Annotated in this window: 24 protein-coding genes, 2 tRNA genes and 1 riboswitch; of the genes, 23 read left to right on the top strand and 3 right to left on the bottom strand. The window is 72.0% G+C overall.

Annotated elements, in window-relative coordinates; translation table 11 throughout:
* Positions 1 to 17 precede the first annotated feature (17 nt).
* From ACP7CD_RS08790 to ACP7CD_RS08805, 4 genes are all read left to right on the top strand, one after another.
* Positions 18 to 1,349 (top strand): deoxyguanosinetriphosphate triphosphohydrolase, encoded by a 1,332-nt coding sequence (locus ACP7CD_RS08790; RefSeq protein WP_017834111.1) that lies wholly within the window; start codon positions 18 to 20, stop codon positions 1,347 to 1,349.
* Positions 1,350 to 1,464: 115 nt separating this feature from the next.
* Positions 1,465 to 2,793 carry an MFS transporter gene (locus ACP7CD_RS08795; RefSeq protein WP_197723074.1) on the top strand — a complete coding sequence of 443 codons (1,329 nt, stop codon included), beginning with the start codon at positions 1,465 to 1,467 and terminating at the stop codon, positions 2,791 to 2,793.
* Between the two features lie 105 nt (positions 2,794 to 2,898).
* A complete protein-coding gene (gene dnaG / locus ACP7CD_RS08800; RefSeq protein WP_035926361.1) occupies positions 2,899 to 4,779 on the top strand; it encodes a DNA primase in 1,881 nt (626 codons plus the stop codon).
* A 79-nt stretch (positions 4,780 to 4,858) separates the two neighbouring features.
* Positions 4,859 to 4,931, top strand: a tRNA-Asn gene (locus tag ACP7CD_RS08805).
* A gap of 345 nt (positions 4,932 to 5,276) precedes the next feature.
* On the opposite strand, the gene ACP7CD_RS08810 is transcribed toward ACP7CD_RS08805, so the two are convergent.
* Both ACP7CD_RS08810 and ACP7CD_RS08815 read right to left on the bottom strand, forming a co-directional pair.
* Positions 5,277 to 5,996 carry a hypothetical protein gene (locus ACP7CD_RS08810; RefSeq protein WP_095651362.1) on the bottom strand — a complete coding sequence of 240 codons (720 nt, stop codon included), beginning with the start codon at positions 5,994 to 5,996 and terminating at the stop codon, positions 5,277 to 5,279.
* 305 nt (positions 5,997 to 6,301) lie between these two features.
* Entirely contained in the window at positions 6,302 to 6,565 is a 264-nt protein-coding gene (locus ACP7CD_RS08815; protein WP_035926354.1) for a hypothetical protein, read from the bottom strand.
* Positions 6,566 to 6,861: 296 nt separating this feature from the next.
* Between ACP7CD_RS08815 and ACP7CD_RS08820 the strand changes: the two genes are divergently transcribed.
* The 7 genes from ACP7CD_RS08820 (at position 6,862) to ACP7CD_RS08850 (ending at position 12,651) form a co-directional block, all read left to right on the top strand.
* Positions 6,862 to 8,151 carry a heparan-alpha-glucosaminide N-acetyltransferase domain-containing protein gene (locus ACP7CD_RS08820; protein WP_109268699.1) on the top strand — a complete coding sequence of 430 codons (1,290 nt, stop codon included), beginning with the start codon at positions 6,862 to 6,864 and terminating at the stop codon, positions 8,149 to 8,151.
* Between the two features lie 93 nt (positions 8,152 to 8,244).
* On the top strand, positions 8,245 to 8,679 hold the full coding sequence (locus tag ACP7CD_RS08825; RefSeq protein WP_426120026.1) for a hypothetical protein: 435 nt from the start codon (positions 8,245 to 8,247) through the stop codon (positions 8,677 to 8,679).
* Between the two features lie 168 nt (positions 8,680 to 8,847).
* Positions 8,848 to 9,705 (top strand): phage holin family protein, encoded by an 858-nt coding sequence (locus ACP7CD_RS08830; RefSeq protein WP_017834120.1) that lies wholly within the window; start codon positions 8,848 to 8,850, stop codon positions 9,703 to 9,705.
* Positions 9,706 to 9,871: 166 nt separating this feature from the next.
* Positions 9,872 to 10,864, top strand: a complete 993-nt coding sequence (locus tag ACP7CD_RS08835; RefSeq protein WP_232035321.1) for a DMT family transporter — start codon at positions 9,872 to 9,874, stop codon at positions 10,862 to 10,864.
* Positions 10,861 to 12,156, top strand: coding sequence for a glycosyltransferase (locus tag ACP7CD_RS08840; protein ID WP_126346415.1), 1,296 nt, complete (start codon positions 10,861 to 10,863; stop codon positions 12,154 to 12,156). Before ACP7CD_RS08835 ends, ACP7CD_RS08840 begins: the two co-directional genes overlap by 4 nt.
* Before the next feature lie 33 nt (positions 12,157 to 12,189).
* Positions 12,190 to 12,263, top strand: a tRNA-Ile gene (locus ACP7CD_RS08845).
* A gap of 139 nt (positions 12,264 to 12,402) precedes the next feature.
* The gene (locus ACP7CD_RS08850) at positions 12,403 to 12,651 is read left to right on the top strand and encodes a hypothetical protein (protein ID WP_426120027.1); all 249 of its coding nucleotides are present in this window, start codon (positions 12,403 to 12,405) and stop codon (positions 12,649 to 12,651) included.
* Here ACP7CD_RS08850 and ACP7CD_RS08855 read toward each other — a convergent pair.
* Positions 12,633 to 13,211: a M23 family metallopeptidase gene (locus tag ACP7CD_RS08855; RefSeq protein WP_081994350.1), complete on the bottom strand. Its 579-nt coding sequence runs from the start codon at positions 13,209 to 13,211 to the stop codon at positions 12,633 to 12,635. The genes ACP7CD_RS08850 and ACP7CD_RS08855 overlap by 19 nt on opposite strands.
* A 440-nt stretch (positions 13,212 to 13,651) precedes the next feature.
* Here ACP7CD_RS08855 and rpsB point away from each other — a divergent pair, with 440 nt between their 5' ends.
* From rpsB to ACP7CD_RS08915, 12 genes are all read left to right on the top strand, one after another.
* Positions 13,652 to 14,560 (top strand): 30S ribosomal protein S2, encoded by a 909-nt coding sequence (gene rpsB, locus ACP7CD_RS08860; protein ID WP_109222382.1) that lies wholly within the window; start codon positions 13,652 to 13,654, stop codon positions 14,558 to 14,560.
* Between the two features lie 110 nt (positions 14,561 to 14,670).
* Positions 14,671 to 15,501: a translation elongation factor Ts gene (tsf, locus tag ACP7CD_RS08865; RefSeq protein ID WP_017834130.1), complete on the top strand. Its 831-nt coding sequence runs from the start codon at positions 14,671 to 14,673 to the stop codon at positions 15,499 to 15,501.
* 232 nt (positions 15,502 to 15,733) lie between these two features.
* Positions 15,734 to 16,507 carry a UMP kinase gene (gene pyrH, locus ACP7CD_RS08870; protein WP_017834131.1) on the top strand — a complete coding sequence of 258 codons (774 nt, stop codon included), beginning with the start codon at positions 15,734 to 15,736 and terminating at the stop codon, positions 16,505 to 16,507.
* A gap of 126 nt (positions 16,508 to 16,633) precedes the next feature.
* Positions 16,634 to 17,191: a ribosome recycling factor gene (gene frr, locus ACP7CD_RS08875; RefSeq protein WP_017834132.1), complete on the top strand. Its 558-nt coding sequence runs from the start codon at positions 16,634 to 16,636 to the stop codon at positions 17,189 to 17,191.
* Positions 17,191 to 18,147: a phosphatidate cytidylyltransferase gene (locus tag ACP7CD_RS08880; RefSeq protein WP_017834133.1), complete on the top strand. Its 957-nt coding sequence runs from the start codon at positions 17,191 to 17,193 to the stop codon at positions 18,145 to 18,147. The genes frr and ACP7CD_RS08880 overlap by 1 nt, the downstream gene beginning before the upstream one ends.
* A 25-nt stretch (positions 18,148 to 18,172) precedes the next feature.
* Positions 18,173 to 18,781, top strand: coding sequence for a DivIVA domain-containing protein (locus tag ACP7CD_RS08885; RefSeq protein WP_095651366.1), 609 nt, complete (start codon positions 18,173 to 18,175; stop codon positions 18,779 to 18,781).
* 164 nt (positions 18,782 to 18,945) lie between these two features.
* Positions 18,946 to 19,326 (top strand): DUF485 domain-containing protein, encoded by a 381-nt coding sequence (locus tag ACP7CD_RS08890; RefSeq protein WP_017834135.1) that lies wholly within the window; start codon positions 18,946 to 18,948, stop codon positions 19,324 to 19,326.
* Positions 19,327 to 19,329: 3 nt separating this feature from the next.
* A complete protein-coding gene (locus ACP7CD_RS08895) occupies positions 19,330 to 20,961 on the top strand; it encodes a solute symporter family protein (protein ID WP_109222385.1) in 1,632 nt (543 codons plus the stop codon).
* Between the two features lie 223 nt (positions 20,962 to 21,184).
* Positions 21,185 to 21,457: a GlsB/YeaQ/YmgE family stress response membrane protein gene (locus ACP7CD_RS08900; protein ID WP_017834137.1), complete on the top strand. Its 273-nt coding sequence runs from the start codon at positions 21,185 to 21,187 to the stop codon at positions 21,455 to 21,457.
* A 131-nt stretch (positions 21,458 to 21,588) separates the two neighbouring features.
* Positions 21,589 to 22,863, top strand: coding sequence for a 1-deoxy-D-xylulose-5-phosphate reductoisomerase (dxr, locus tag ACP7CD_RS08905; RefSeq protein WP_232035319.1), 1,275 nt, complete (start codon positions 21,589 to 21,591; stop codon positions 22,861 to 22,863).
* 44 nt (positions 22,864 to 22,907) lie between these two features.
* Positions 22,908 to 23,024: riboswitch (SAM riboswitch) on the top strand.
* 100 nt (positions 23,025 to 23,124) lie between these two features.
* Entirely contained in the window at positions 23,125 to 24,018 is an 894-nt protein-coding gene (locus ACP7CD_RS08910; RefSeq protein ID WP_109268701.1) for a MetQ/NlpA family ABC transporter substrate-binding protein, read from the top strand.
* On the top strand, positions 24,015 to 25,094 hold the full coding sequence (locus tag ACP7CD_RS08915; RefSeq protein ID WP_017834140.1) for a methionine ABC transporter ATP-binding protein: 1,080 nt from the start codon (positions 24,015 to 24,017) through the stop codon (positions 25,092 to 25,094). The genes ACP7CD_RS08910 and ACP7CD_RS08915 overlap by 4 nt, the downstream gene beginning before the upstream one ends.
* Positions 25,095 to 25,108 lie beyond the last annotated feature (14 nt).

Below are 25,108 nucleotides of genomic sequence, written 5' to 3' on the forward strand. Positions count from 1 at the left end.
CACGGAAAGGACCGGGCATGCCCCACACGTCCATCGAGATCGACCGCACCGGCGCGCCCGCCCCGGGCTACGAGGCCCGCGACGTCGCGCGCTGGGTGGCGGAGGACCACCACAACAAGTACCGCTCCGACTTCGAGCGGGACCGCGCCCGGATCCTGCACTCCTCGGGGCTGCGGCGGCTGGCGGCCAAGACCCAGGTCGTCTCCCCGGACACCGACGACTTCGTGCGCAACCGCCTGACCCACTCCCTCGAGGTCGCCCAGATCGGCCGGGAGCTGGGCCGGATGCTCGGCTGCGACCCCGACGTCGTCGACGCCGCCTGCCTCTCCCACGACCTCGGGCACCCGCCGTTCGGGCACAACGGGGAAGCGGCCCTGCACCGGCTGACCCAGCACATCGGCGGCTTCGAGGGCAACGCGCAGACCCTGCGCCTGCTGACCCGGCTCGAGCCCAAGGTGCTCGACGACGACGGGCGGCCCGCCGGCCTGAACCTCACCCGCGCCGTGCTGGACGCCGTGTGCAAGTACCCCTGGGAGGCCCACGAGGCGCCGCTGCGCCCGGACGGGACCAGGTCCCCGAAGTTCGGGGTCTACACGGACGACCTGCCGGTGTTCGCGTGGTTGCGCGACGGCGCCCCGGCGCGCACCAAGTGCCTCGAGGCCCAGGTCATGGATCTCTCGGACGACATCTCCTACTCCGTGCACGACGTCGAGGACGCGATCGCCTCCGGGCTCGTGCAGCTGGGCTGGCTCGCCGACACCACCCAGCGGGACCGGGTGCTCGAGCTCACCCGGCGCTGGTACCTGCCCGAGGCCGCGCCGGAGTCCCTCGACGCCGCCCTGACCCGCCTCGAGGACTCGTCCCTGTGGGTCCGGGAGATGGACGGGTCCCGCAAGGACCTCGCCCGGCTGAAGAACATGACGAGCCAGCTCATCGGCCGCTTCGCGATGTCCGCGGTCGGCGCCACCCGGGACATCTACGGCGAGGACCCGCTGACCCGCTACGACGCCCAGCTCGTGGTGCCGGAGGGGACCACGGAGGAGATCGGCGTGCTCAAGGGCATCGCCACGACCTACGTCATCACGGTGCGCGACGCCCAGCCGATCTACGACAACCAGCAGGAGGTGCTCTCGATCCTGGTGGGGGCGCTGATGGACTCCGACGGCCGTTTCCTCTCGCCCGCCTTCACCGCCGACTGGCACGACCTCGGCGACGGGCCGGGCACGGAGGCCGCCCGCCTGCGCCTCGTGGTGGACCAGATCGCGTCCCTCACCGACCTGTCAGCCGTGTCCCTGCACGACCGGATCCGCGGCACCCACTGGCGGGTGGGGGACAAGCCGCTCTGGTGAGCCGTCCCACCGGAGCGGCGGCCGATCCCGTTCAATGACTGTGCGCTGGGTCGCACGCGGCGCCGCTCCCTAGACTCGGCGCGTTTGTGCTCCTCCTCACAAAGGTCTGATCGTCATGGAAAACTCCACCGGACCCGCCCCGCAGGCCGCGTCCCCCTCCTCCCCGGGCGCCCGGCCCGTCCTCCGCTCCCGGGCGTGGGTGGCGCCGCTGTGCTGGATCGCGGTGCTGCTGGACGGCTTCGACGCCGTGGTCCTGGGCGCGGTGCTGCCGTCCATGCTCGAGAACAACGAGCTCGGGATGACCACCGCGCAGGGCACCGCCGTGGCCACCGTCGGCCTCGTGGGCATGATGATCGGCGCGCTGACCATGGGCTACCTCACCGACCGGCTCGGCCGCCGCAAGATGCTCATCGGCGCCGTGGTCATGTTCTCCCTGCTGACCTTCGCCGCGGCGTTCTCCCCGAGCGTGTTCGTCTTCGGCCTCCTGCGCTTCCTCGCCGGCCTGGGCCTCGGCGGCTGCCTGCCCACCGCCATCGCGATGGTCACCGAGTTCGCCCGCCTCGGCCGGGGCTCCAACGCCACGACCCTGGTGATGACCGGCTACCACGTGGGCGCGGTGCTCACCGCGGCGCTCGCCATCGTCGTCGTCGTCCAGTTCGGCTGGCAGGAGATGTTCGTCCTGGGCTCCCTGCCGGCGCTCGTCCTCGTGCCTCTCATGCTCGTGTTCCTCCCCGAGTCCCCCTCGTTCCTCGCGTCCAAGGGGCGGATGGCCGAGGCCCGCGCCGTGGCCGAGCACTACGGCGTGCACCTCGAGCACCACACCGCCGAGGAGCAGGCCGAGAAGGTCGGCGCCACCATGCTGCTCTCCACCGGCTGGCGCCGGAACTCGATCGCCATCTGGGTCGCCTCCTTCATGGGCCTGCTGCTCGTCTACGGGCTCAACACCTGGCTGCCGCAGATCATGCGGGCGGCCGACTACGACCTCGGCAACTCCCTCGGCTTCCTGCTGATCCTCAACGTGGGCGCCATCGCGGGGCTGGCGGTCGCCGGCCGGGTGGCCGACCGGATCACCCCGCGCGCAGCCGGCATCATCTGGTTCCTCGGCTCGGCCGCGCTGCTCGCGGCCCTGGCGATCAAGCTGCCGCTGCTCGGGATCTACGCCATGGTCTTCGTCACCGGCTGCTTCGTGTTCTCCTCCCAGGTGCTCGTCTACGCGTTCACCGCCGCCAACCACCCGCCGCGCGTGCGCGCCACGGCGCTGGGCATGTCCGCCGGGGTCGGCCGGCTCGGGGCGATCTCGGGCCCGATCATCGGGGGCACCCTGCTGACGGCGGGCCTGGCCTACCCGTGGGGCTTCTTCGCCTTCGCCGCGGTGGGCGCCCTGGGCGGCCTCGCCCTGACCGGCACCCGGACCCGGCAGGACCTGCGGGAACGCTCCCGCTGAGCCGCTGACGGCTCCCGCTCCACGGGCCGCCCCGGGCCGCACGGCGATCCACCGCGCGGCCCGGGGCGGCCCTCCGCCGTCCGGCCGCGCGCCTAGACTGGCGGTGTGGCAGGACTGATCAGACGCGAGGACATCGACGAGGTGCGGGCGCGCACCGACATCAAGGAGATCGTCGACGGCTACGTCACCCTCAAGAGCGCCGGCATCGGCTCCTGGAAGGGGCTCTGCCCGTTCCACGACGAGCGCACCCCGTCCTTCCACGTGCGGCCGCAGATGGGCACCTACCACTGCTTCGGCTGCGACGAGTCCGGGGACGTCATCTCCTTCCTCATGACGATGGACCACACCACCTTCTCCGAGACCGTGGAGAAGCTCGCGGCCCGGGTGGGCTACGAGCTGCACTACGAGCAGGGCTCCGGGCCGAACAAGGAGGAGGTCGGCCGCCGCCAGCGCCTGCTGGACGCGCACAAGGTCGCCGCGGAGTTCTTCCAGCGCAACCTCTACACCCGCCAGGCCGCCCCCGCCCAGCAGTTCCTGGGCGAGCGGGGCTTCGACGGCGAGGCGGCCCGGCGCTACGGCGTGGGCTACGCGCCCCGCGGCTGGGACCACCTCCTCAAGCACCTGCGGGAGCGCGGCTTCACGGACCAGGAGCTCAAGCTCACCGGGATGTTCTCCGAGGGCAACCGCGGGCTCTACGACCGGTTCCGCGGCCGGCTCGTCTGGCCCATCCGCGCGGTCGCCGGCGAGGTCATCGGCTTCGGCGCCCGCAAGCTCCACGACGACGACCAGGGCCCGAAGTACCTCAACACCCCCGAGACCGCCCTGTACAAGAAGTCCCAGGTGCTCTACGGCATCGACCTCGCGAAGCGGGAGATCGCCAGGCAGCGGCGCCTCGTCGTCGTCGAGGGCTACACCGACGTCATGGCCTGCCACCTCGCGGGCGTGACCACGGCGGTGGCCACGTGCGGCACCGCCTTCGGGGCCGAGCACATCAAGATCGTCCGGCGGTTCCTCTCCGACGACGGCGGCGGGGGAGAGGTCGTCTTCACCTTCGACGGCGACGCCGCCGGGCAGAAGGCCGCCCTGCGCGCGTTCGAGGAGGACCAGAAGTTCGTGGCGCAGACCTACGTGGCGGTCGAGCCCCACGGCATGGACCCCTGCGACCTCCGGCTCGCCCGCGGGGACGCCGCCGTGGCCGAGCTCGTGGAGAACCGCCGCCCCCTGTTCGAGTTCGCGATCCGGGCGACGCTGAAGAACTTCGACCTGGACACCATCGAGGGCCGCATCCGGGCGATGCGCGCCTGTGCGCCCATCGTGGCGCGGATCCGCGACCGCTCCCTGCGCCCCGCCTACGCGCGGCAGCTCGCGGGCTGGCTCGGGCTCGAGCCGGCGGAGGTCCAGCGGGCCGTCGACGCCGCCGGCCGCGCCCAGCGGGAGGAGGCCCCCGCGCCGCACCGGCCGGCGGAGCCGGAGTCGTCCGGGCCGGCCCCGGTCGAGCTGCCCGACCCGCGCGAGCCCGTGGCCCGGATGGAACGCGAGGCCCTCGAGACCGTCATCCAGTGCCCGGACCTGATGCTCGCGCGGCACTGGGAGGAGTTCGGGCTCAGCGCCTTCCGCTACCCCGTGCACGGGGCCGTGCACGACGCCGTGCTCGCCGCGCGCGCCGAGCTCCTCGGCGACGGGGCCGCCGTGCCGAGCGGGCAGGCATGGGTGGACGGGGTGCGCGGACACCTTCCGGAGCCGCTGCACGGCTACCTCGCCGAGCTCGCCGTGACCCCGCTGCCGGCCACCACGCAGCAACAGCTGGAGCGCTACACCGCGGACATCCTCAACCGCCTCTTCGAGCTGCAGATCAACCGGCGGAAGTCGGACCGGCTGGCGGAGCTCCAGCGCACGGATCCCACCGGGCAGCGCGAGCGCTACCAGGAGCTCCAGCGGGAGCTGCTGGAGCTGGAGATGCAGCGGCGCGGCCTCCGCCAGGACTGACGCCACCGGGCGGAACCGGATTTGTCGAAGCCCGGCGGGAACGGTAAAGTGATGGCTCGTTGCACGTCCGCGTGCACGGTCCCCCGTAGCTCAATTGGCAGAGCATTCGACTGTTAATCGAAGGGTTACTGGTTCGAGTCCAGTCGGGGGAGCAGCACAGGAGGCCCTCACCGGCGGAAACGCCGGTGAGGGCCTCCGTCGTCCCCGACGACGGCTGCATCCTGGGGACACCGGGACCTGGTCTCAGGACCCGGTCCGTCGTTGCTCACTCGTGTGTGAGTGGTTCACAGTGCCTGCACGACGACGAGGACGCAGTCGTGGATGGTCGATGACCGCCTGTGGGAACTGATCGCCCCGGTGCTTCAGGAGCAGGGCGAAGGAATCGGTCCTCCAGGGCGGTGGCCGCCTCCTTGGGGGCGAGTGAGGGTCATCAGGGAGTCCTCTGGTGTCGGGCGGCCGCGCGCGGGTCAGGAGACCATGTGTGCTGACAGCCCGTCTCAGCCGCGCCCCTCGCGCCTTTCGCGCTCGGCCCGGCGCCGAGCCATCAGGGCGTGCTTCATGTGGCGTATCGCCTCTGCTTGCGCATCGTCGGTGAACGCTTCGGCGAGCTCGGTACTGGCCCCGACCAGGGTGATGATGTTGAACAGGTCGGCAGTGCGCTCCGCCAGCAGGCCCAGGGCCTCCAGGGAGAAGCTGCTCAGATCTGCGCAGTCCAGCAACGCCTCCTGCGGCGGCAGGTCCCGGCCGGTGAACGGCGCCAGCAGCGCGGTGACCTGCTCGGGCTCCAGCAGCCTACCCGGCATGGTGATCGTGACCGGGAGGAGGGAGTCGGGGCCCGGCTTCAGATGGGTGAGAGCCATCTTGATCATCTCGCCGAGCACCTCGATGAGCTGGTCGGCCGTCAGGGAGCTGGACAGCGGGTCGCCGACGATCTTGCCGCGGGAGGACTCCAGCTTCGGGAACCCGGAGGGCCGGTGGTCATGGACGCTCGGGGTCTGGGTGCCGGTGGGCCACACTCGGAAACGGGCGAGGTCGCCCCGGTAGGTGAAGACGAAGGGGCGACCGGACAGCACGCCGGTGGCCGTGAGCGGGATGTCACTGAAGCGGTGCAGCGCCCCGTCCTCGTCACGGCGGAACTGCAGTCCCGGATGGCGGGATTCCAGGGCGGCGGCGACCTCTGCGTCCGCGTCGTGCTCGACAGGGGGCTCGTGCTCCACGGGGGTCTCCTCGGGGTCTGACCCGGATACGGTAGCCCCGGGTCATGATCCATTTGTACGGACTGGCCCTGTGGTGATGCTGAGACAGCCCTATGGTTTCTCCAGCGCATTCGCCGCCGGTATCACTCCCGGCCGGTCGGTGACCGCCTAGGAGTGCTACCCACTGCCTCCAGTGCGCGTACTCGGCGGCGAGCTCGCGGGCTGCGGCCCGGACCTGCTCGTCCGTGGCGTTCAGGGGCACCTCGACGGTGTCGCACCCACGACGCGGCCAACCTCATGGCCGTGACGCCCCGGCGCGTCGCGCGTCAGCCGGTGACGCTGATCCGCACCCCGTCGGAGGGCGCGGGCACGTCGAAGACGGCCGTGTAGTTGAGGACGGCGGTCCAGACCGCCACCCGCACATCGCTCTCCGACATGTCGGGCGGGTGGTGGGACACGGTCACGGCCCACTCCTGGCCGTCGAACAGCATCTCGACGGAGGTGACGGTGACGCCGCGGGCGGCGAGCGCGCCGACGACGCCGGCCCGGACGAGGGACTCGGCGGGATGGGCCCGGGGGATGGCGGTCATGGTGGTCGTCCTTCCGGCGGGAGCTCGGATCAAGCTCCCTTCCATTGACTCGCATCCGATCGCGAAAGTAATGCCCGCTCTTTGCCCGACAGGGCGGAAGCGGCGGGAAACGGGCTGTCGGTCCCGCTCCGAGCCGCACGCATGTCTTATGGAATCCTTATGTTCTTCCTAGCCAGGACGGAAGTCCGTGGCGCACCCTGGGTCCAGGGCGGTCCCGGGCGAGTCGAGATCCTGGACGCACCGGACGGGATCCTCCGTGCGGCTTCCGGACGGGGCCCGACATTTCGGGAGGAATCATGCGTCGGTCGGCCAGGACAGCCGGACCCGCCGCGAACCGGGGCCGGAGCGCCGCGGGGAAGCCGTCGAGGCGTCTGACCGGCGTCGACGCGGCCCGCGGTCTGGCGCTCATCGGTCTCATGTCCGTCCACGTCCTGCCGTCCTCCGACGACGAGACCGGCGAGCCGACCTGGTCGCAGATCCTCTTCTCCGGGGACTCGGCGGCGCTGTTCGCGCTGCTGGCGGGCGTGGGACTCGCCCTGTCCACCGGTGGACCCCGCCCGCACGGTGGCCGGGAGCTGGGCGCGGACCGTGTGGCGCTCGTGGTGCGGGCGGTGCTGATCGCGGTGCTGGGACTGGCCATCGGATCCCTGCTGGCCGACGACCTGCCGGCGGACAACATCCTCATCTACTACGGCGTGTTCTTCCTCCTGGCCGTGCCCTTCCTGCGCGCGGGCCCGAAGCCGCTGTTCGGCTCGGCGGCGGTCTTCCTGCTCGTGGCTCCGGTGCTCATGCAGTCGCTGCGCGACGCACTGCCCGAGCCCGTCGCCGACAACCCCGCGTTCGGGGAGCTGCTGACGGAGCCGGGGGCGACGGCGGCCCAGCTGCTGCTGACCGGCACCTATCCGGCGCTCGCCTACCTGACCTACCTGCTGACCGGCATGGGGCTCGGCCGGCTCGATCTGCGGAGGAGGGCGACCCAGCTGCGCCTCCTGGCGGTCGGCCTGGGTCTGTCGGTCTGCGCGCAGGCGGCCTCGTACGTCCTGCTCCACGGCCTCGGCGGCTACGAACGGCTGCTGGCCTCCTCGTCGGGGGACGCGAGGCAACTGGACGAGATCCTGATCTGGGGCGAGGACTGGCTGCCCACCGACACCTGGTGGTCGCTCGCCGTCGACGCGCCGCACACCAACACCCCCCTGGCCATCGCGGTCAGCCTCGGCACGGGCATGGCCGTCCTGGGCGCCTTCCTGCTGATCTCCCGCGTGGTCGGCGCCTGGCTGCTGCCGCTGTCGGCGATGGGCTCGATGACCCTGACCCTGTACACCGCGCACCTGGTCGTCCTGTCGTTCGAGGTCCACGAGGACCGGCCCCACCTGTGGCTCGCCGTCCAGCTCGTGTCGGCGGTCCTGTTCGCCGTGACGTGGCAGCGGACCATGGGGCAGGGGCCGCTGGAGCGGGCGCTCGGCGCCGTCACGAAGGGCGCGCGGCGCCGGTCCCTCGTCGCGTCCTCCGGCCCCCGGGGCGTCGAGGAGCCCGGCACCGGTGGGAGCCGACCGCCGGGCGAACCGGACAGTAGTTCCGATCCGTGACCGTACCGCGTCCGGAACGTCACCGTTTGCTATTGAGTGCCTTGTCAGAAGCGAATTAAGTTGATCTCACCTTATTCACCAAGGGGGAACACAGTGAAAACTCTGGAAAAGCTGGTAGCGAGTGTCGCCGTGGCGGGACTGCTGATCGGGGGAGCAGGTCCGGCGCTCGCTGACGGCAAGGACGATCGCAAGGGCGACGACAAGGGGCACAGCAAGAAGGACGAGCGCAAGAACGGCGAGGTCGACGTCGTCGTCAAGTACAAGCACCGCGGCGACTGGAAGACGAAGCGCTACGAGGACAAGAGCCTCGAGAAGGCCGCGTCCATCGCCAAGGAGAAGTGCCACGGGGGCGACTGGCGCGAGTACTACAGGGACGCCCGCCAGGTCGACCGCACCGGCAAGTCGGACAAGGTCTGCCAGAAGAAGTACGTGAGGGTGTACTTCGAGCAGGACGAGGACCGGCACTGGGACAAGGACAAGGACAAGGACAAGGGCGACAAGGGCAAGGGCCGGGACGGGAAGAAGTAGCACCCGACTCCGACGCACCGACGGGAGGGCCCGTCCGGGGAACCGGACGGGCCCTCCCGCACGTCCCGGCAGGCTGAGCCGCGACCCCGTGCGCGCCCGCCGGCGGCGTCCCCGATGGTAGCTTGGTGCTCAGTCCACGTACTTTTCTCATCATCAACGGAGGCGGGCATGAGTCATTCGGTAGGCCCCAGCACGGGCGGAGCGTCGGGAGCGGGGTCGGAGCACTCCGATCCCGGATCGGCGTCGATCCTCGATGTCGTCAAGGTCTTCGCCAGGCTGCTGCCCAAGCAGCTCAAGGACGAGGCGCAGCTCGCCAAGCTCGAGCTCACGGAGAAGGCGAAGACGCTGGGCAAGGGCGCGGCCTTCGTCGTCGTCGGCCTCGTGTTCCTGCTGCTCGCCACGATCGCCCTGGTCGGCGCGGCGATCGCGGGTCTGTCGCAGATCATGCCGGCCTGGCTGGCCGCCCTGCTGCTCGCCGTGCTGTTCCTGATCATCCTGGCCGTCGCGGCGCTCATCGGGGTGTCCACCATCAAGAAGGCCCTTCCGCTCGTGCCGCGCAAGGCGCTCTTCGGGGTCAAGTACGACCTCGGCGTGGTCAAGGAGGGCTCCGCCTACACCGAGAGCCGCGTCCAGCGCGAGGAGCAGCTGGCCCGCGAGCGCAAGGAGCAGGAGAAGCGGGAGGCCGCGCAGGACCCGGCCCAGCAGAAGCCCCCGGCGCCCACCGAGGAGCAGCTGCGGCACCGGCTCAAGCTGCGCCGCGAGCACCTCAAGACGCTGCGCGACGACGTGCAGGGCCGTGCCGAGACCATCCAGTCCACCACCAAGGGGTTCGTGGACCGCACCAGCCGCACCGTGAAGACCACCCCGAAGGACGTGAAGGGCCTGCTCGCCCAGGGCGGCGCGAAGTCCCGCTCGACCTCCGGCTCGTCCGCCGGGTCCGGCCTCGGCGAGCGGTGGCAGCCGCTCACGGTGCTGGCCGTTGCGGGGAGCGCGTTCGTCGTCTTCCTCCGCAAGCTGTTCCGGTGACGTCGCCGTCCATGGGTTCCCCGTGGACGAGCGCACCGGTCGAGGGCCCGGAAGCCACAGGCTTCCGGGCCTTCCCCGTGCGTTCACCGGGTGTCCACGCGCCCCGGGCCGGACGGGCGGGCCGGCTCGATAGACTCCCGGGCGTGACGACAGATCGGTGGATGCCATGAGCCAGTGGTTGGCGGTCGCCCTGGCGCTGCTCTCGGCCGTGTGCCTGGCCGTCGGGACGCAGCAGCAGGGCAGTGCCGTGGCGGACGTCGCGCAGGGACGGCTGCGCCTGCGCAGCATCGCGGTCCTGCTGCGCCGTCCCCGCTGGCTGCTGGGTCTCACCCTGCTGGGCCTCGGCACCGGCCTCAACGTCACCGCCCTGGGGCTCGCCACCGTGACGGTGGTCCAGCCGATCGGCGTGGTGGCCCTGGTGATCACCACATTGCTGCACGCACGGCACCGCCGGCTGCGGATCAACCGGCGCACCTGGACGGCGATCGGACTGTGCACCGCGGGCGGGGCGGTCTTCGTGACGTGCGCCGTGGCGGCGACCGACCCCGCCCGGGGCATCTCGCGGTGGGCCGAGCACACCGTGGTGGTCATGCTCGTGGTGCTGATCTGCGTCCTGGGGGTCTCCGCGGCGATGTTCGGCCGCAGCCTGGGCGGGACGTTCTACGTGGTGGGCGCCGGCATCCTCTACGGATTCGTGGCGGTGCTCGTGCGGCTGACCCTGATCCGCATCCAGGGCAGCGCCGGCACGCCCCTGGACGACGTCAACTGGTTGGCCGCGGGCACCGCCGTCGTCGCCGCCGTGCTGGGCGGGTGGTTCGTGCAGACGGCCTTCGCGTCGGGTCCGCCGGACCTCGTGATCGCGGGGCTGACCGTGATCGACCCCATGGTGGGCGTGCTCCTGGGGCTGCTGGTGCTGGGCGAGGCGGTGCCGGGCTTCTCCGTCCCGGTCGGGATGCTCATGGCCGCGGCAGGCGGCGTTGCTATAGTCGGGGTCGCCGTGCTCTCACAGCACCACCCGGAGGTGCTCGAGCGCCGGGCCGAACGCGCACGGCAGGACCGGGCGCAGCCCCCCTCGGGCTCCGCCGCACGCCCCGCAGCATCCGACCGCCCCACGGCATCCGACCGCCCCGCACACGACCGACCGGGAAGACACGCTTGAGCGCCCACACCGCCTCCGCCGCACGCCCCCTGATCGTCCTCCTGGGCGCCGAGACCTACCCCCCGGACGTCAACGGGGCCGCGCAGTTCGGGCACCGTCTGGCCCGGGGCCTGCACGAGCAGGGCCACCGGGTGCACGTCCTGTGCGCACGGCCGGACCCCGGGCCGTCGTACCGGGCCGAGGACGACGGCGTGGTCGAGCACCGGCTCCGCTCCCACCGGGCCTTCACCCACCCGTACTTCCGCCTGTGCTTCCCGTGGCAGGTGGCCGGGGAGATCCGCCGCGTGCTGGACGAGGTGCGCCCCGACGTCGTGCACGTCCAGTGCCACTACATCCTCGGCCGGATGCTGGTGCGGGAGGCCCGGCGGCGGGGCATCCGCACCGTGGCCACCAACCACTTCGTCCCCGAGAACCTGGAGCCGTTCCTGCCGTTCCCGGCATGGGTGCTGAACCGCTACCGCGCGGTGTCGTGGCGGGACATGGTGCGGGTGTTCGGCGCCTGCGACGTGGTGACCGCACCGACCCCGCTCGCGGTGGAGGCCATGCGCCGCAACGGCTTCCCCGACACGGTGCTCGCCGTGTCCAACGGGATCCGGATCGCCGACTACGAGGCCCACGACGGCGAGCGGCGGCAGCCGGCCGCGCACCCGACCGTTCTGTTCACCGGCCGGCTCGCGGTGGAGAAGAACGTGGACGTGCTCATCGAGGCGATCTCCGTGCTGCCCGCCGAGCTCGACGCCCACCTGGAGATCGTGGGCGACGGCGAGCAGCGGCCCGCGCTCGAGAAGCTGGCGCGGGCCCTGGGGGTCGCCCACCGGGTCCGTTTCCTGGGCTACGTCCCGGACGAGGGCCTGCGCGCGGCCTACCTGCGGGCCGACGTGTTCTGCCAGCCGGGCACGGCCGAGCTCCAGTCGCTGGTCACCCTGGAGGCGATGGCGGCGTCCCGGCCCGTGGTCCTGGCCGACGCGCGGGCCCTGCCGCACCTGGCCGAGGACGGCGTCAACGGCTGGCTCTTCGCCCCCGGCGACGCCCAGGACCTGGCGCGCAAGCTCGCCCTCGTCCTGGGCGCCCCGCGCGAGGAGCGCGCCCGGATGGGCCGGGAGAGCCGCCGCAAGGTCGCGCAGCACAGCTTCCCGCGGACCCTGGAGACGTTCCTGCGGCTCTACCGCGGCGAGCACCCGGAGTCCGTGCGCACTCCTGCTCCGGGAGCGCGCGAGCACCAGGAGTCGGCGCGCGCCCCCGCCGCGGGCCCGCGACGGATCCGGACCAGGCTGGCCTCGCTCGTGCGGTAACGTGGTGCTGCGCCGCCGGGCCCGTCCCGGCGCGGGGCCGTAGCTCAGCTGGTCAGAGCAGAGGACTCATAATCCTTCGGTCGTGGGTTCAAGCCCCACCGGCCCTACCCGACACCCCTTCCACCGCGCGTCCCCCGGTGGGAGGGGTGCTTCCGTCCGCACGTCCCGTCCACCGGGTGCGCGTCCCCTGCGGATGTGGTGCACTGGTGGTCCGATCCGCGCACCACCCACCGAGAGGACGCCGAGATGAGCCGACGCACGCCGTGGAGCCTCCTGTCCGTCGCCGCCCTGGCGCTCGCCGCACTGACCGGCTGCGACACTTCCACCGAGGACGTAGAGGAGGGCGTTGACCAGGTCCAGCAGGAGGTCGAGGAGGGTGCCGACCAGGTCCAGCAGGAGGTCGAGGAGGGCGCCGGCCAGGTCGAGGAGGGCGCCGACCAGGTCCAGCAGGAGGTCGAGGAGGGCGTCGACGACGCTCAGGACGACGAGGGCTGAGCGGCCGCGCGCAGCCGCTCGGGCACGGGGAGCAGCACCGACGGCTCGAGCGCGCCGACGAACTGCAGCGGGTTGACGTAGTCGCCGTCCCGGCGCACGCCCCAGTGCAGACAGGTCCCCGGGCCGCAGTGGTCCCGGCCGCGCAGCACGCCCACGACCTGGCCGCGGTGCACCCGGTCCCCGGGGACCAGGGACGACTCGACGGGCTCGAAGCTCGAGCGCAGACCCCCGCCGTGGTCGAGCGTGAGCACCGGGCGGTCCACCACGAACCCCACGAAGGCCACCGTTCCCGCGGCCGGGGCGCGCACGGCGGCGCCCGGGCCCGCGTCCAGGTCCACGCCCCGGTGGCCCCGCGCCCACCGCTGGGCGGGCGGAACCCACTCGCCCACCACGGCCGGCCGCGGCGACAGGGGCCACGCCCACCCCTGGGCCGCCGAACCGGGGGAGGGGAGCAGCACCCCCAGCACGAGCACGATCGCGAGCCCCACCACGCCGGCCGGCCCGGTCCGGGCAGGGGTCCGGTGCAGGAGACGGAGGAGCGGGGAGGGTCCGGTGGGCATGTCCCGACTGTCCGCCACCGGGGCCGGGCGGAGGGCCACCCGGCAGCGTGCTGTGGACGGTCCCGGGGCCCCTCCGGCAGCCCCCGGCCGGGTGCAGGGCGGACGAGGCCCTTGTAGTACACTCGATCCCGCAGTGTGCTCTGAGGCGCCCCTCGTGGCGCGCCCTCGCGCCCACCCGGACCCGGCCCCGACGCCGGAGCCGACGGCGCGGTGGCGAGCAGCTGACTTCGCGCGCAGCGCCGCCGGGACCTCCCGTCCCGGTCCGGCCGCCCCGGTCCGCGTTCCCCGTCCCGGCGGGGTGCGGCACGGCGGCCGGGAGACGGACCCGCAGGGTCCGTCCACCGCTGCACCAGGGGCTCGTCCGCCGGACGCAGCCGAGAACCGAACCCGCGGGCCGGGCGTCGTCGCACGCCCTCCCGCACGAGAGACCAGGAGACGACATGTCCGTCGTTACCATGCGCCAGCTCCTCGACAGCGGCGTGCACTTCGGCCACCAGACCCGCCGGTGGAACCCGAAGATGAAGCGCTTCATCTTCACCGAGCGCAACGGCATCTACATCATCGACCTCCAGCAGTCGCTGTCCTTCATCGACCGCGCCTACGAGGCCGTCAAGACCACCGTGGCCCACGGCGGCACCATCCTCTTCGTCGGCACCAAGAAGCAGGCCCAGGAGGCCATCGCCGAGCAGGCCACCCGCGTGGGCATGCCCTACGTGAACCACCGCTGGCTCGGCGGCATGCTCACGAACTTCGCCACGGTCTCCAAGCGCATCGAGCGCATGAAGGAGCTCGAGGAGATCGACTTCGACGACGTCGCCGGCTCGCAGTACACGAAGAAGGAGCTCCTGCTCCTGCGCCGCGAGAAGGAGAAGCTGGAGCGCACCCTCGGCGGCATCCGCAACCTGACCAAGGCCCCCTCCCTGATCTGGATCGTGGACACCAAGAAGGAGCACCTCGCGGTGGACGAGGCCCAGAAGCTGGGCATCCCGGTCGTCGCGATCCTCGACACCAACTGTGACCCCGACGAGGTCGCCTTCCCGATCCCGGGCAACGACGACGCCATCCGCTCCGTCAACCTCCTGACCCGCGTGATCGCCGACGCCGTGGCCGAGGGGCTCATGGAGCGCCACAACAAGAAGTCCGGCGGCGCCGACCAGGCCGCCGAGCCGATGGCCGAGTGGGAGCGCGAGCTGCTCGAGCAGCACGCCGCCGAGCAGACCGCCGCGACCGAGGCCCCGGCCGAGACCGCTGCCCCGGCCGAGACCGAGACCGCCGCCGCGACCGAGGCCCCGGCCGAGACCGAGGCTCCCGCCGAGGCCCCGGCCGAGACCGAGACCGCCGCCGAGTAGTCTCCGTCCACCGTCCGTTTCCCCCGGCGGGGCACCGTCCCCGCCCGAGGCCGGCCGGGGCGGGCCCGTGCCCGCCCCGGCCGGCACCACCGACCGAGTGAGGAGTTTCCATGGCGAACTACACCGCCACCGAGATCAAGGCCCTGCGTGAGCGCACCGGCGCCGGCATGCTGGACGTCAAGAAGGCGCTCGACGAGGCCGACGGCGACCTCCAGAAGGCGCAGGAGATCATCCGCGTCAAGGGCCTCAAGGGCGTCACCAAGCGCGAGGGCCGGGCCACGGCCGAGGGCCTCGTCGCCGCGCGCGTCGAGGGCACCGTCGGGTACATGGTCGAGGTCAACTCCGAGACCGACTTCGTGGCGAAGTCCGCCCCGTTCGTCGAGTTCGGCAACAAGGTGCTCGACGCCGCCGTGGCCGCCGACGCCACCACGCTCGAGTCCCTCATGGACGCCCAGGTCGACGGCAAGGCCGTCTCCGAGCTCGTCACCGAGACCGGTGCCCTGCTCGGCGAGAAGGTCGTCGTCCGGCGCATCGCCCGCGTCGAGGGCGACAACGTGGCCGTCTACCTGCACAAGACCTCCAAGGACCTCCCGGCGCAGGTCGGCGTGCTGCTGGCCGTGGCCGGTGCCGACGCCGGGCAGGTCGCCCACGACGTCGCCGTGCACATCGCCGCGATGTCCCCGACGTTCCTCTCCCAGGAGGACGTGCCCGCCGAGACCGTCGAGTCGGAGAAGCGCGTCGCCGAGGAGACGGCCCGCGCCGAGGGCAAGCCGGAGAAGATCCTGCCGAACATCATCAACGGCCGCCTCAAGGGCTACTTCAAGGACGTCGTCCTGCTGGACCAGGACTTCGCCAAGGACTCCAAGAAGACCGTCGGCAAGGTGCTCGAGGAGGCCGGTGCGACCGCCACGGCCTTCGCCCGCTTCCGCGTCGGCGCCTGACCGGTCCTCTCCCGGGCGCCCGGCGCCCGCTCGCGACGGAGGCGTTCCTGCACGGCAGGGACGCCTCCGTCGTCGTTCCCGGTCCCGCCTGCGACGACGCCCTCGAGGCCCCGGGGGCCGGCCCCCGGGGGCGGACGCGTTCTGTATGCTGAGGGAGGCCCGCCCCCCGCGCCAGCTGCACCCTCGCGGGGCCGAGCCGGTCCACGCAGCTCCGTCGTCGCCGGGAGGAACCATGCCCACCACTTCTGCCTCCGAGATCAAGGACGAGGCCCTGCGCCTGAGCAGGGACCCCCGGGTCGCCCCCGCCCGCCGCCGGGTGCTGCTGAAGCTCTCGGGCGAGGTCTTCGGCGGCGGCTCCATCGGGGTGGACACGCGCGTGGTCCGCGACATCGCCGAGCAGATCGCGGCCACCGTGGGCCAGGTCGAGACCGCCATCGTGGTGGGCGGCGGCAACTTCTTCCGCGGCGCGGAGCTCTCCCAGGCCGGCATGGACCGCTCCCGTGCGGACTACATGGGGATGCTCGGCACCGTCATGAACTGCCTGGCCCTGCAGGACTTCCTCGAGCAGTGCGGGGTCGACACCCGGGTGCAGTCCGCGATCAAGATGGAGCAGGTGGCCGAGGTCTACATCCCGCGCCGGGCCATCCGGCACATGGAGAAGGACCGCGTCGTGATCTTCGGCGCCGGCGCCGGGCTGCCCTACTTCTCCACCGACACCGTCGCGGCCCAGCGGGCCCTGGAGGTCCACGCGGACGAGGTCCTCATGGCGAAGAACGGGGTGGACGGCGTCTACACCGCGGACCCCCGCACGAACCCGGACGCCCAGCGGCTGTCCACCCTCACCTACGGCGAGGCCCTCGCCCGCGACATCCGCGTCATGGACCAGACGGCCTTCAGCCTGTGCCGCGACAACGACGTGACGATGCGCGTGTTCGGCATGGAGGGCGAGGGCAACGTCACCCGCGCCATCCTCGGGGAGCAGATCGGCACCCTCGTCACCGCGTGAGCCGGCGCCGGGCGGCCCCCGGTTAGACTGGGGCGAGCACGGCCGGGCGGCGTGGTTCCCGCGCGGCGACCGGCCGAACCGACCCCGCGCGGAGGACTCCGTGCGACACGACGAAGGAGCCCCTACGTGATCTCAGAGACCATGTCCGAAGCGAAGACCAAGATGGGCAAAGCCGTGGAGGGCGCCAAGGAGGACTTCGCCGCGATCCGCACCGGCCGGGCCAACCCCTCCCTCTTCTCGAGCCTGCTGGTCGAGTACTACGGCACTCCCACCCCGCTCCAGCAGCTCGCCTCCTTCCAGAACCCCGAGGCCCGCACGCTGCTCATCACGCCGTACGACCGCTCCGCCCTCAACGACATCGAGAAGGCGCTGCGCAACTCGGACATCGGGGCGAACCCCGCCAACGACGGCAACGTCATCCGCGTGGTCATGCCGGAGCTGACGCAGGAGCGGCGCAAGGAGTACGTCAAGGTCGTCGGGCACAAGGCCGAGGAGGCGCGCGTCTCCGTGCGCAACATCCGCCGGCACGCCAAGGACCAGATCGAGAAGGCCGTCAAGGACGGCGACATCGGCGAGGACGAGGGCAAGCGCGCCGAGAAGGACCTCGACGCCGCGACCAAGAAGCACATCGACCAGATCGATGAGATGCTCAAGAACAAGGAAGCGGAGCTGCTGCAGGTCTGATGCCGGACCAGCCGCGACCGCACCAGGAGACGAAGGCTTCCCCGGGAACCGCCGGGGGGGCCTTCTCCCCGCGTGCCCGGCCGGCGCCCGTCCGGGCCGGCGCCGCGACGACCCCCGGCACGCCGGGGCGCCGGCACACCGCCCCCTCCCGCGCCGGCCGGAACCTGCCGGCCGCCGTGGGCGTCGCCGTGGTGCTCATCGGGACCCTGCTCGTCGGGCTGTTCGTCCAGCCCCTCGTCTTGGCGCTCTTCGCCGGGACGGCGGCGGGGATCGGCGTCTGGGAGGTCGGCCGGTCCCTGCGCTACCGAGGCATCGTCATCCCGCGCGTCCCGGCGGTGACCGCGGGCGTGCTGATGCCGGTCGCCGCGTTCGCCGGTGGCGGCGAGGCGCTGATGATGGCCGTGATCGTGGGGCTGACGCTCGTGATCGTCTGGCGGGCCCTGGGGGGCCGGGACGGCATGATCCTGTCCATCATGGGCTCCGTGTTCGCCCTGGTCTGGGTGGGCTTCCTGCTGAGCATCGCCCTGCTGCTCTACCACACCGAGGCGGGCCCCCTGAAGGTGCTCACGGTCATCCTGCTGGCCGTCGGCTCGGACACGTGCGGCTACGCCGTGGGCGTGGTCTGGGGCCGCCACCCCATGGCGCCGCGGATCAGCCCCAAGAAGTCCTGGGAGGGCTTCGCCGGGTCGCTGGGCGGCTCGGTGCTGATCGGCGTCCTGTGCGCCGTGCTGCTGCTCGACCACGCCTGGTGGGAGGGCGCCGTGCTCGCCGCGGTGCTCGTGCTCGCCGCCACCCTCGGCGACTTCTCCGAGTCCATGGTCAAGCGCGAGCTGGGGATCAAGGACATGGGCACCCTCCTGCCCGGCCACGGGGGCGTGATGGACCGGATCGACTCCATCCTCTTCGCCGTCCCCGCCGGGTACCTGCTCTTCGAGCTCTTCGCCGCGAGCGCCTGAGCCCGGCGTCCAGGACCCGCAGCCCATGCCTCCCGACCGCCCCGGAGCCCGGCCGGCCACCGCCCGCATCCCGCGGTGCACCGAGGCCGAGCGCGGCTACGACGTCGTCCAGGTGGACGAGCTCCTGGCCGGCGTGCACGCGGCCCTGCAGGACGCGCCGCCCGGCCCCGGACCGGCGCACCGGTCCGGGGCCGTGCTGAGCACTCAGGTGCGCGCCGCCGTCTTCGCCGACGCGCGGGGCGGTTACCGGCCGGAGGCCGTCGACGGGCTGCTGGACGCGGCCGAGGACGCGCTGGCCGCGGCCGAGCGCGAGCAGTGCCTGCGCGACCGGGGCCCCGAGGCCTGGCAGGAGCACGTCGACGCCCTGACCCGGCTGCTCCGGAACCGTCTCGACCGGCCGCGCACGCAGCGCTTCCGGCGCCCCTCCCGGCCGCGGGCCCAGGGCTACTCCGCGGCCCACGTGGACGTCCTCTGCGAGCGCCTGGGCGCCCGGCTGGAGGGCGCCGCGGACCTCGCGCCGGCCGAGCTGCGCCGGGCCGTGTTCCCGCCCGCGCAGGGGGAGCGCAGCTACGAGGAGCAGCAGGTGGACGCCTTCCTGGACCGCGCCGTCCAGCTGCTCCTGGCCTCTCGCTGAAACAGGCTCTCCGAAGCCTCTGTGTATACATGCTGGACTGGGCCTCGTCCAGAAACGCCGTTCCGTGTTCATCCCGACCCCTGAAAAGCAACTTTTGGGTGTCACGCCTTGCTCCTGTGCATACAACGGCTTAGTGTGGGCCACATCACATGAGGAGGTAGCCCATGTCCACCCAGCCACCCATCGACGCCGACGACCTCGTCGCCGACATCGATTTCCCCGCGGCCCAGCGGTCGCCAGAGTTCCAGGAGCTGCGGAAGACCCATCGCGGCTTCGTCTTCCCGCTCGCCGTCGCCTTCCTGGTCTGGTACCTGCTGTACGTGGTGCTCGCCATGTACGCGCCGCAGCTGTTCGCCATCCAGGTCATCGGCAACGTCAACCTCGGCGTCGTCCTGGGACTGCTCCAGTTCGTCACGACCTTTGCCATCACAGGGGCCTACGTGTCCTTCGCCAACCGCAAGCTGGACCCGAAGGCCACGGCCATCCGGGAGCGTCTCGAGCCCAGCCTCGGCACCACCGGCGGCGTCCACGGACAGGAGAACTGACCGATGCACCAGCTGCACACCGCGCTCGCGCCCATGACGGCCGCCACCACGGAGACGGTCGGCACGCCCTGGATCAACATCTCCATCTTCGGCGCGTTCGTCGTCGTCACGATGGTCATCGTCCTCCGCGCCTCGAAGTCCACGTCCACGGCGGCCGACTACTACGCCGGCGGCCGTGGCTTCAGCGGCACCCAGAACGGCCTGGCCATCGCGGGCGACTACCTCTCGGCGGCGTCCTTCCTGGGCATCGTGGGCGCGATCGCCCTCCAGGGCTACGACGGGTTCCTCTACTCCATCGGCTTCCTCGTGGCCTGGCTCGTGGCGCTCCTGCTGATCGCCGAGCTGCTGCGCAACACCGGCAAGTTCACGATGGCGGACGTCCTGTCCTTCCGCCTGCGCCAGCGCCCCGTGCGCGTCGCGGCGTCCATCTCCACCCTCGCCGTGTCCGCGTTCTACCTGCTGGCCCAGATGGCCGGGGCGGGCGCCTTGGTGTCGCTGCTGCTGGGCATCAGCTCGCGGGTCGGGCAGTCGCTGGTCATCGTGGTCGTGGGCGTGCTCATGATCGTCTACGTCCTCGTGGGCGGGATGAAGGGCACCACCTACGTGCAGATCATCAAGGCGGTGCTCCTGGTCTCCGGCGTGGCGGTCATGACCGTCTGGATCCTGGCGCTCTACGGCTTCAACTTCTCCTCCCTGCTCGGTGACGCGGTCGCCGTCTCCGGCAACCCGGCCATCCTCGAGCCGGGCCTGAAGTACGGCGTGAGCGAGACCAGCAAGCTGGACTTCATCTCCCTGGGCCTGGCCCTCGTCTTCGGCGCGGCGGGCCTGCCCCACGTGCTCATGCGCTTCTACACGGTGCCCACGGCCAAGGAGGCGCGCACCTCCGTGGTCTGGGCCATCTCGCTGATCGGCCTGTTCTACCTCTTCACCCTCATCCTGGGCTTCGGCGCGGCGGCCCTCATCGGCGCCGAGCGGATCCAGGCGGCACCCGGCGGCGTGAACTCCGCGGCCCCGCTGCTGGCGTTCGAGCTCGGCGGGTCCCTGCTGATGGGCATCATCGCGGCGGTGGCCTTCGCCACGATCCTCGCGGTCGTCGCCGGCCTGGCCATCACGGCCTCGGCCTCGTTCGCCCACGACATCTACACCAGCGTGATCAAGAAGGGGAACTCCGATCCCCGCAAGGAGCTGAAGGTGGCGAAGACCACGGTGGTGGTCATCGGTCTCGTCTCCATCGCGGGCGGCATCGGCGCCCAGGGCCAGAACGTCGCGTTCCTCGTGGCGCTCGCCTTCGCGGTCGCGGCCTCGGCGAACCTGCCGACCATCCTGTACTCCCTGTACTGGCGGCGCTTCACCACCCGGGGGGCGGTCTGGTCCATGTACGGCGGCCTGATCATCTCGGTGGGCCTCATCGTCTTCTCCCCGGTCATGTCCGGCACCGAGACGTCGATGATCCCGACGGCCGACTTCGCGTGGTTCCCGCTGCAGAACCCGGGCATCGTCTCGATCCCGGCCTCCTTCCTGCTCGGCTTCATCGGTTCCATGACGGAGCGCCGTCTCGAGGACCCGATCAAGCAGTCCGAGATGGAGGTGCGCTCCCTCACAGGCATCGGCGCCGAGAAGCCCGTCGCCCACTGACGGATTCCCCGCTCCCACCTGGGAGGATCCACCGGCCCGCCCGAAGCCCCGGCTTCCGGCGGGCCGGTCCGCGTCCGGGAGGAACGCGTCGATTGGCTAACGGGAACAGACAGGCGGCTGACCGTCGGCTAGGGTGAGGCGCAGAAGCAACCTCAGGGTATTCCAGGGATACTCGCCGGTTGCGTACAATAAAAGTCCCTCCCGGGACGGATAAGGAGCCATCATGGGAATCATCAGCTGGATCATCCTCGGCCTCATCGCCGGCGCCCTCGCCAAGCTCATCATGCCGGGCAGCCAGGGTGGCGGCATCATCGTCACGATCGTCCTCGGCATCGTGGGGGCCCTCCTCGGAGGCTTCCTCGGCTCGCTGATCGGCATCGGGGACCTGGAGTCCGCGTTCGACATCGGCACCATCATCACCGCCGTCGTGGGAGCCCTCATCGTGCTCTTCATCTGGGGCGCGGTCTCCGGCCGCAAGGGTCGCGCCACGCGCTGACCCCACCCCCGTCGGTCGCCGAGGCCCCGTCCACCGCTCCCGGTGGACGGGGCCTCGGCCCGTTCCGGGCCGTCCGCAGGCACCCCCTGCGGGCACCGCACCGAGGAGTGGCGCTGGGGGATACTGGGGCCATGACGCCCCCCGCCACCTCGCCCCGCACCCGCCCGACACCCGAGCTGCGCGCCCTGGCCGCCGCCGGCCCCCGCCGGATCAGCGTCCTCGGCTCGACGGGCTCGATCGGCACCCAGGCGCTCGACGTCGTGCGGGCCGCCCGCGAGCTCGAGGGCGCGGACCCGTTCACCGTGGTCGCCCTCGCCGCCGGAGCACGGCACCTCGAGCTCCTCGCCGAGCAGGCCCTCGAGACCCGCGCCGCGCTCGTGGCGACCAGCGGCACCGCCCAGGACGCCGCCCGGCTGGCCGGCCTCATCGCGGACGGGGCCGCGTCCGCCGGGGCCGGGGGATACCGCCCGGACGTCGTGCACGGGCCCGACGCCGCGTCCGCGGCCGCCGCCCACCCCGACGCCGACCTCGTGCTCAACGGGATCACCGGCTCCATCGGCCTCGCCCCCACGCTGGCGGCGCTGCGGGCCGGGCACCGGCTCGCCCTGGCGAACAAGGAGTCCCTGATCGCCGGCGGCGCCCTCGTCAAGGCCGCCGCCGCGGCCACCGGGGACCCGGACGCCCTGATCCCCGTGGACTCCGAGCACTCCGCGCTGGCGCAGGCGCTGCGCGGCGGCACCGCCGGGGAGGTGGACCGGCTCGTGCTGACGGCCTCCGGCGGGCCCTTCCGCGGCCGGTCCCGGGCGGAGCTCGAGACGGTCACGCCCCGGGACGCGCTGCGCCACCCGACGTGGGACATGGGCCTGATGGTGACGACCAACTCGGCGACCATGGTGAACAAGGCCCTCGAGGTGCTCGAGGCCCACCTGCTCTTCGACGTCCCCCTCGAGCGCATCGACGTGGTGGTCCACCCCCAGTCGGTCGTGCACTCCATGGTCCAGTTCGTGGACGGCTCCACCCTCGCCCAGGCCTCGCCCCCGGACATGCGCCTTCCCATCGCCCTCGGCCTGGCCTGGCCGCACCGGGTGCCCGGGGCCGCCCTGCCGTGCGACTGGACGCGCGCCACGGAGTGGACCTTCGAGCCCCTCGACCCGGTGGCGTTCCCCGCCGTCGAGCTCCTCAAGGCGGCGGGGGAGCGGGGCGGGACCTTCCCCGCCGTGTTCAACGCGGCCAACGAGGAGGCGGTGCACGCCTTCCACGACGGCCGGATCCGGTTCCCCGCCATCGTGGACACCGTCGAGGCGGTGCTGGGCGAGCACGACGACGACGGCCCGCTGGAGCTCGAGGCCGTGCTGGCGGCCGAGCGCTGGGCCCGCCGGCGGGCCCGCGAGGTCCTCGCCCGCTGACCGGGCCGGGCCCGGCCCCGCCGCACGTGCTAGTCTGTCAGGCGGATGACGAGTCCCAGCGTGCAGCCCTGGCTTGCTGGGCGGCAACCCTCTCCCGTAGTGGGGTGCCCCAGGTGAACCATCCGGCACCGGCCGACGACGGCCGGCGGCAAGTACGGTCCGACCGCGCACGCGCCCTCCGGCGCGCCCTCGACCGTGGCCGCCGGACCCGTTGGCCCCGGTGGAGACCTCCGACACCCCGGACCCACGGAAAGGCACCACATGCGATCGCAGCGCCTCCCCTTCCTCGCCCTGGCCACGACCCTCGGCCTCGCCCTCACCGCCTGCGGCGGCTCCGCCGGGGAGTCCTCCGGCGAGGGCGTGCTCGCCGACGACAAGGTCACCATCGGCGTGGTGGGCACCGACCCGACCCACGACGCCCTCCAGAGGGTGGCCGAGGAGCAGGGCATCACCGTCGAGTACGTCGACTTCTCCGACTACAACCAGCCGAACCCCGCCACCGAGTCCGGTGACGTGGAGATGACCTGGTTCCAGCACGTCCCGTTCCTCGCCGACTACAACAACGCGGCCGGCGGCTCCATCACCCCGATCGGCTCGACCTCGATCTACCCGCTGGGCCTGTACTCCAACCAGTACGACTCCGTGGAGCAGTTCCAGGAGGGCGACGAGATCGCGGTGCCCAACGACGCCGTGAACCTCTCCCGGGCCCTGCTCGTGCTCGAGGCCGCAGGTCTCGTGGAGCTGACCAGCGACACCCTCATCCCCACCGAGCTCGACGTCGACACCGAGGCCTCCACGGTGCGCGTCACCCCGGTCTCCGCGGAGCAGACGGTGCTCTCGCTCGACTCGGTGGCCGGCTCGGTCATCAACAACGACTTCCTCTCGCGGGCCGACATCGACCCGCAGTCCGCGCTCGCCCAGGACGACCCCGAGTCCGAGGGCTCCCGCGCCTACGTCAACCTCTTCACCACCACGGAGGAGCTCGCCGACGACGAGACCCTCCGGCAGGTCGCGGACCTCTACCACGAGCAGGCCGTGCTCGACGCCGAGATGGAGGAGACCAAGGACACCGCCGTGCCGCTGCAGCTGGAGCCGGAGGAGCTCCAGGAGCTGACCGCGCGCTACCAGCAGGAGCTGAAGGACCAGGAGCAGTGAGCGCGGCGGTCCCCGCCGGGCCGCCCGCACCCGGGCGCCCGGACGAGGTGCTCGTCTCCTTCCGCAACGTCTCCAAGACCTTCCGCACCGGCTCGGGGCGGGCGGCGCGCGAGGTGCTCGCGGTCGACGACGTCACCCTCGACGTCCGCCGCGGCGAGATCTTCGGCGTGATCGGCTACTCCGGGGCGGGCAAGTCCACCCTCGTGCGCCTGATCAACGGGCTCGAGCCCGTGTCCTCGGGCTCCCTGACCGTGGAGGGCTTCGAGGTGGCCGGCCGGCGCGAGACCGAGCTGGCGCCCGTGCGGCAGGAGATCGGGATGATCTTCCAGCAGTTCAACCTCTTCACCTCCCGCACCGTCGCCGGCAATGTCGAGTACCCGCTCAAGCGGGCCGGCTGGCCGAAGGAGAAGCGCCGGGCGCGGGTGGCCGAGCTGCTCGAGTTCGTGGGCCTCGCCGCCCGCGCCGGCAACTACCCGGAGCAGCTCTCCGGGGGGCAGAAGCAGCGCGTGGGCATCGCCCGCGCGCTGGCGACCAGCCCGAAGCTGCTCCTGGCCGACGAGTCGACGAGCGCCCTCGACCCGGAGACCACGCAGGAGGTGCTGCAGGTGCTGCAGCGGGTCAACCGGGAGCTCGGGATCACGATCGTGATCATCACCCACGAGATGGACGTGGTCCGCGCGATCGCCGACCGCGTGGCCGTGATGCAGGACGGGAAGGTCGTGGAGCACGGCTCCACCGTGGACATCTTCGCCCGGCCCCGCACCGAGACCGCCCGCCGCTTCGTCTCCTCCGTCCTGCACTCGGTGCCCGACGCCCGTGAGGTCGAGCGGCTGCGCCGCGCCCACCGGGGGCGCCTGGTGATCGTGGACGTCGGCGACGGCGTGGACATCGGCGGGGTGCTCTCGGACGGCGCCGCCCGCGGGGTCCGCTTCACCATCGCCTACGGCGGGATCAGCGTGCTCCAGGAGCAGTCGTTCGGGTCCCTGACCTTCGAGCTGACCGGTGCGGACGCGGCCGTGCAGGCCGTGGTCGACGAGATGTCCCGCATCACGACCCTGAGAGAGGTGGCCGCGTGAACGACTGGTCCGTC

Source organism: Kocuria sp. LHG3120, from assembly GCF_049897445.1.
Lineage (GTDB): Bacteria > Actinomycetota > Actinomycetes > Actinomycetales > Micrococcaceae > Kocuria > Kocuria rosea.

Bases quoted from the DNA above. Each gene is read 5' to 3' on its own strand.
- ACP7CD_RS08790 (WP_017834111.1), top strand. From the start codon at position 18: ATGCCCCACACGTCCATCGAGATCGACCGCACCGGCGCGCCCGCCCCG.
- ACP7CD_RS08795 (WP_197723074.1), top strand. From the start codon at position 1,465: ATGGAAAACTCCACCGGACCCGCCCCGCAGGCCGCGTCCCCCTCCTCC.
- ACP7CD_RS08815 (WP_035926354.1), bottom strand. From the start codon at position 6,565: ATGACCGCCATCCCCCGGGCCCATCCCGCCGAGTCCCTCGTCCGGGCC.
- ACP7CD_RS08820 (WP_109268699.1), top strand. From the start codon at position 6,862: ATGCGTCGGTCGGCCAGGACAGCCGGACCCGCCGCGAACCGGGGCCGG.
- ACP7CD_RS08830 (WP_017834120.1), top strand. From the start codon at position 8,848: ATGAGTCATTCGGTAGGCCCCAGCACGGGCGGAGCGTCGGGAGCGGGG.
- ACP7CD_RS08835 (WP_232035321.1), top strand. From the start codon at position 9,872: ATGAGCCAGTGGTTGGCGGTCGCCCTGGCGCTGCTCTCGGCCGTGTGC.
- ACP7CD_RS08850 (WP_426120027.1), top strand. From the start codon at position 12,403: ATGAGCCGACGCACGCCGTGGAGCCTCCTGTCCGTCGCCGCCCTGGCG.
- ACP7CD_RS08855 (WP_081994350.1), bottom strand. From the start codon at position 13,211: ATGCCCACCGGACCCTCCCCGCTCCTCCGTCTCCTGCACCGGACCCCT.
- rpsB (WP_109222382.1), top strand. From the start codon at position 13,652: ATGTCCGTCGTTACCATGCGCCAGCTCCTCGACAGCGGCGTGCACTTC.
- tsf (WP_017834130.1), top strand. From the start codon at position 14,671: ATGGCGAACTACACCGCCACCGAGATCAAGGCCCTGCGTGAGCGCACC.
- pyrH (WP_017834131.1), top strand. From the start codon at position 15,734: ATGCCCACCACTTCTGCCTCCGAGATCAAGGACGAGGCCCTGCGCCTG.
- ACP7CD_RS08880 (WP_017834133.1), top strand. From the start codon at position 17,191: ATGCCGGACCAGCCGCGACCGCACCAGGAGACGAAGGCTTCCCCGGGA.
- ACP7CD_RS08885 (WP_095651366.1), top strand. From the start codon at position 18,173: ATGCCTCCCGACCGCCCCGGAGCCCGGCCGGCCACCGCCCGCATCCCG.
- ACP7CD_RS08890 (WP_017834135.1), top strand. From the start codon at position 18,946: ATGTCCACCCAGCCACCCATCGACGCCGACGACCTCGTCGCCGACATC.
- ACP7CD_RS08895 (WP_109222385.1), top strand. From the start codon at position 19,330: ATGCACCAGCTGCACACCGCGCTCGCGCCCATGACGGCCGCCACCACG.
- ACP7CD_RS08900 (WP_017834137.1), top strand. From the start codon at position 21,185: ATGGGAATCATCAGCTGGATCATCCTCGGCCTCATCGCCGGCGCCCTC.
- dxr (WP_232035319.1), top strand. From the start codon at position 21,589: ATGACGCCCCCCGCCACCTCGCCCCGCACCCGCCCGACACCCGAGCTG.
- ACP7CD_RS08910 (WP_109268701.1), top strand. From the start codon at position 23,125: ATGCGATCGCAGCGCCTCCCCTTCCTCGCCCTGGCCACGACCCTCGGC.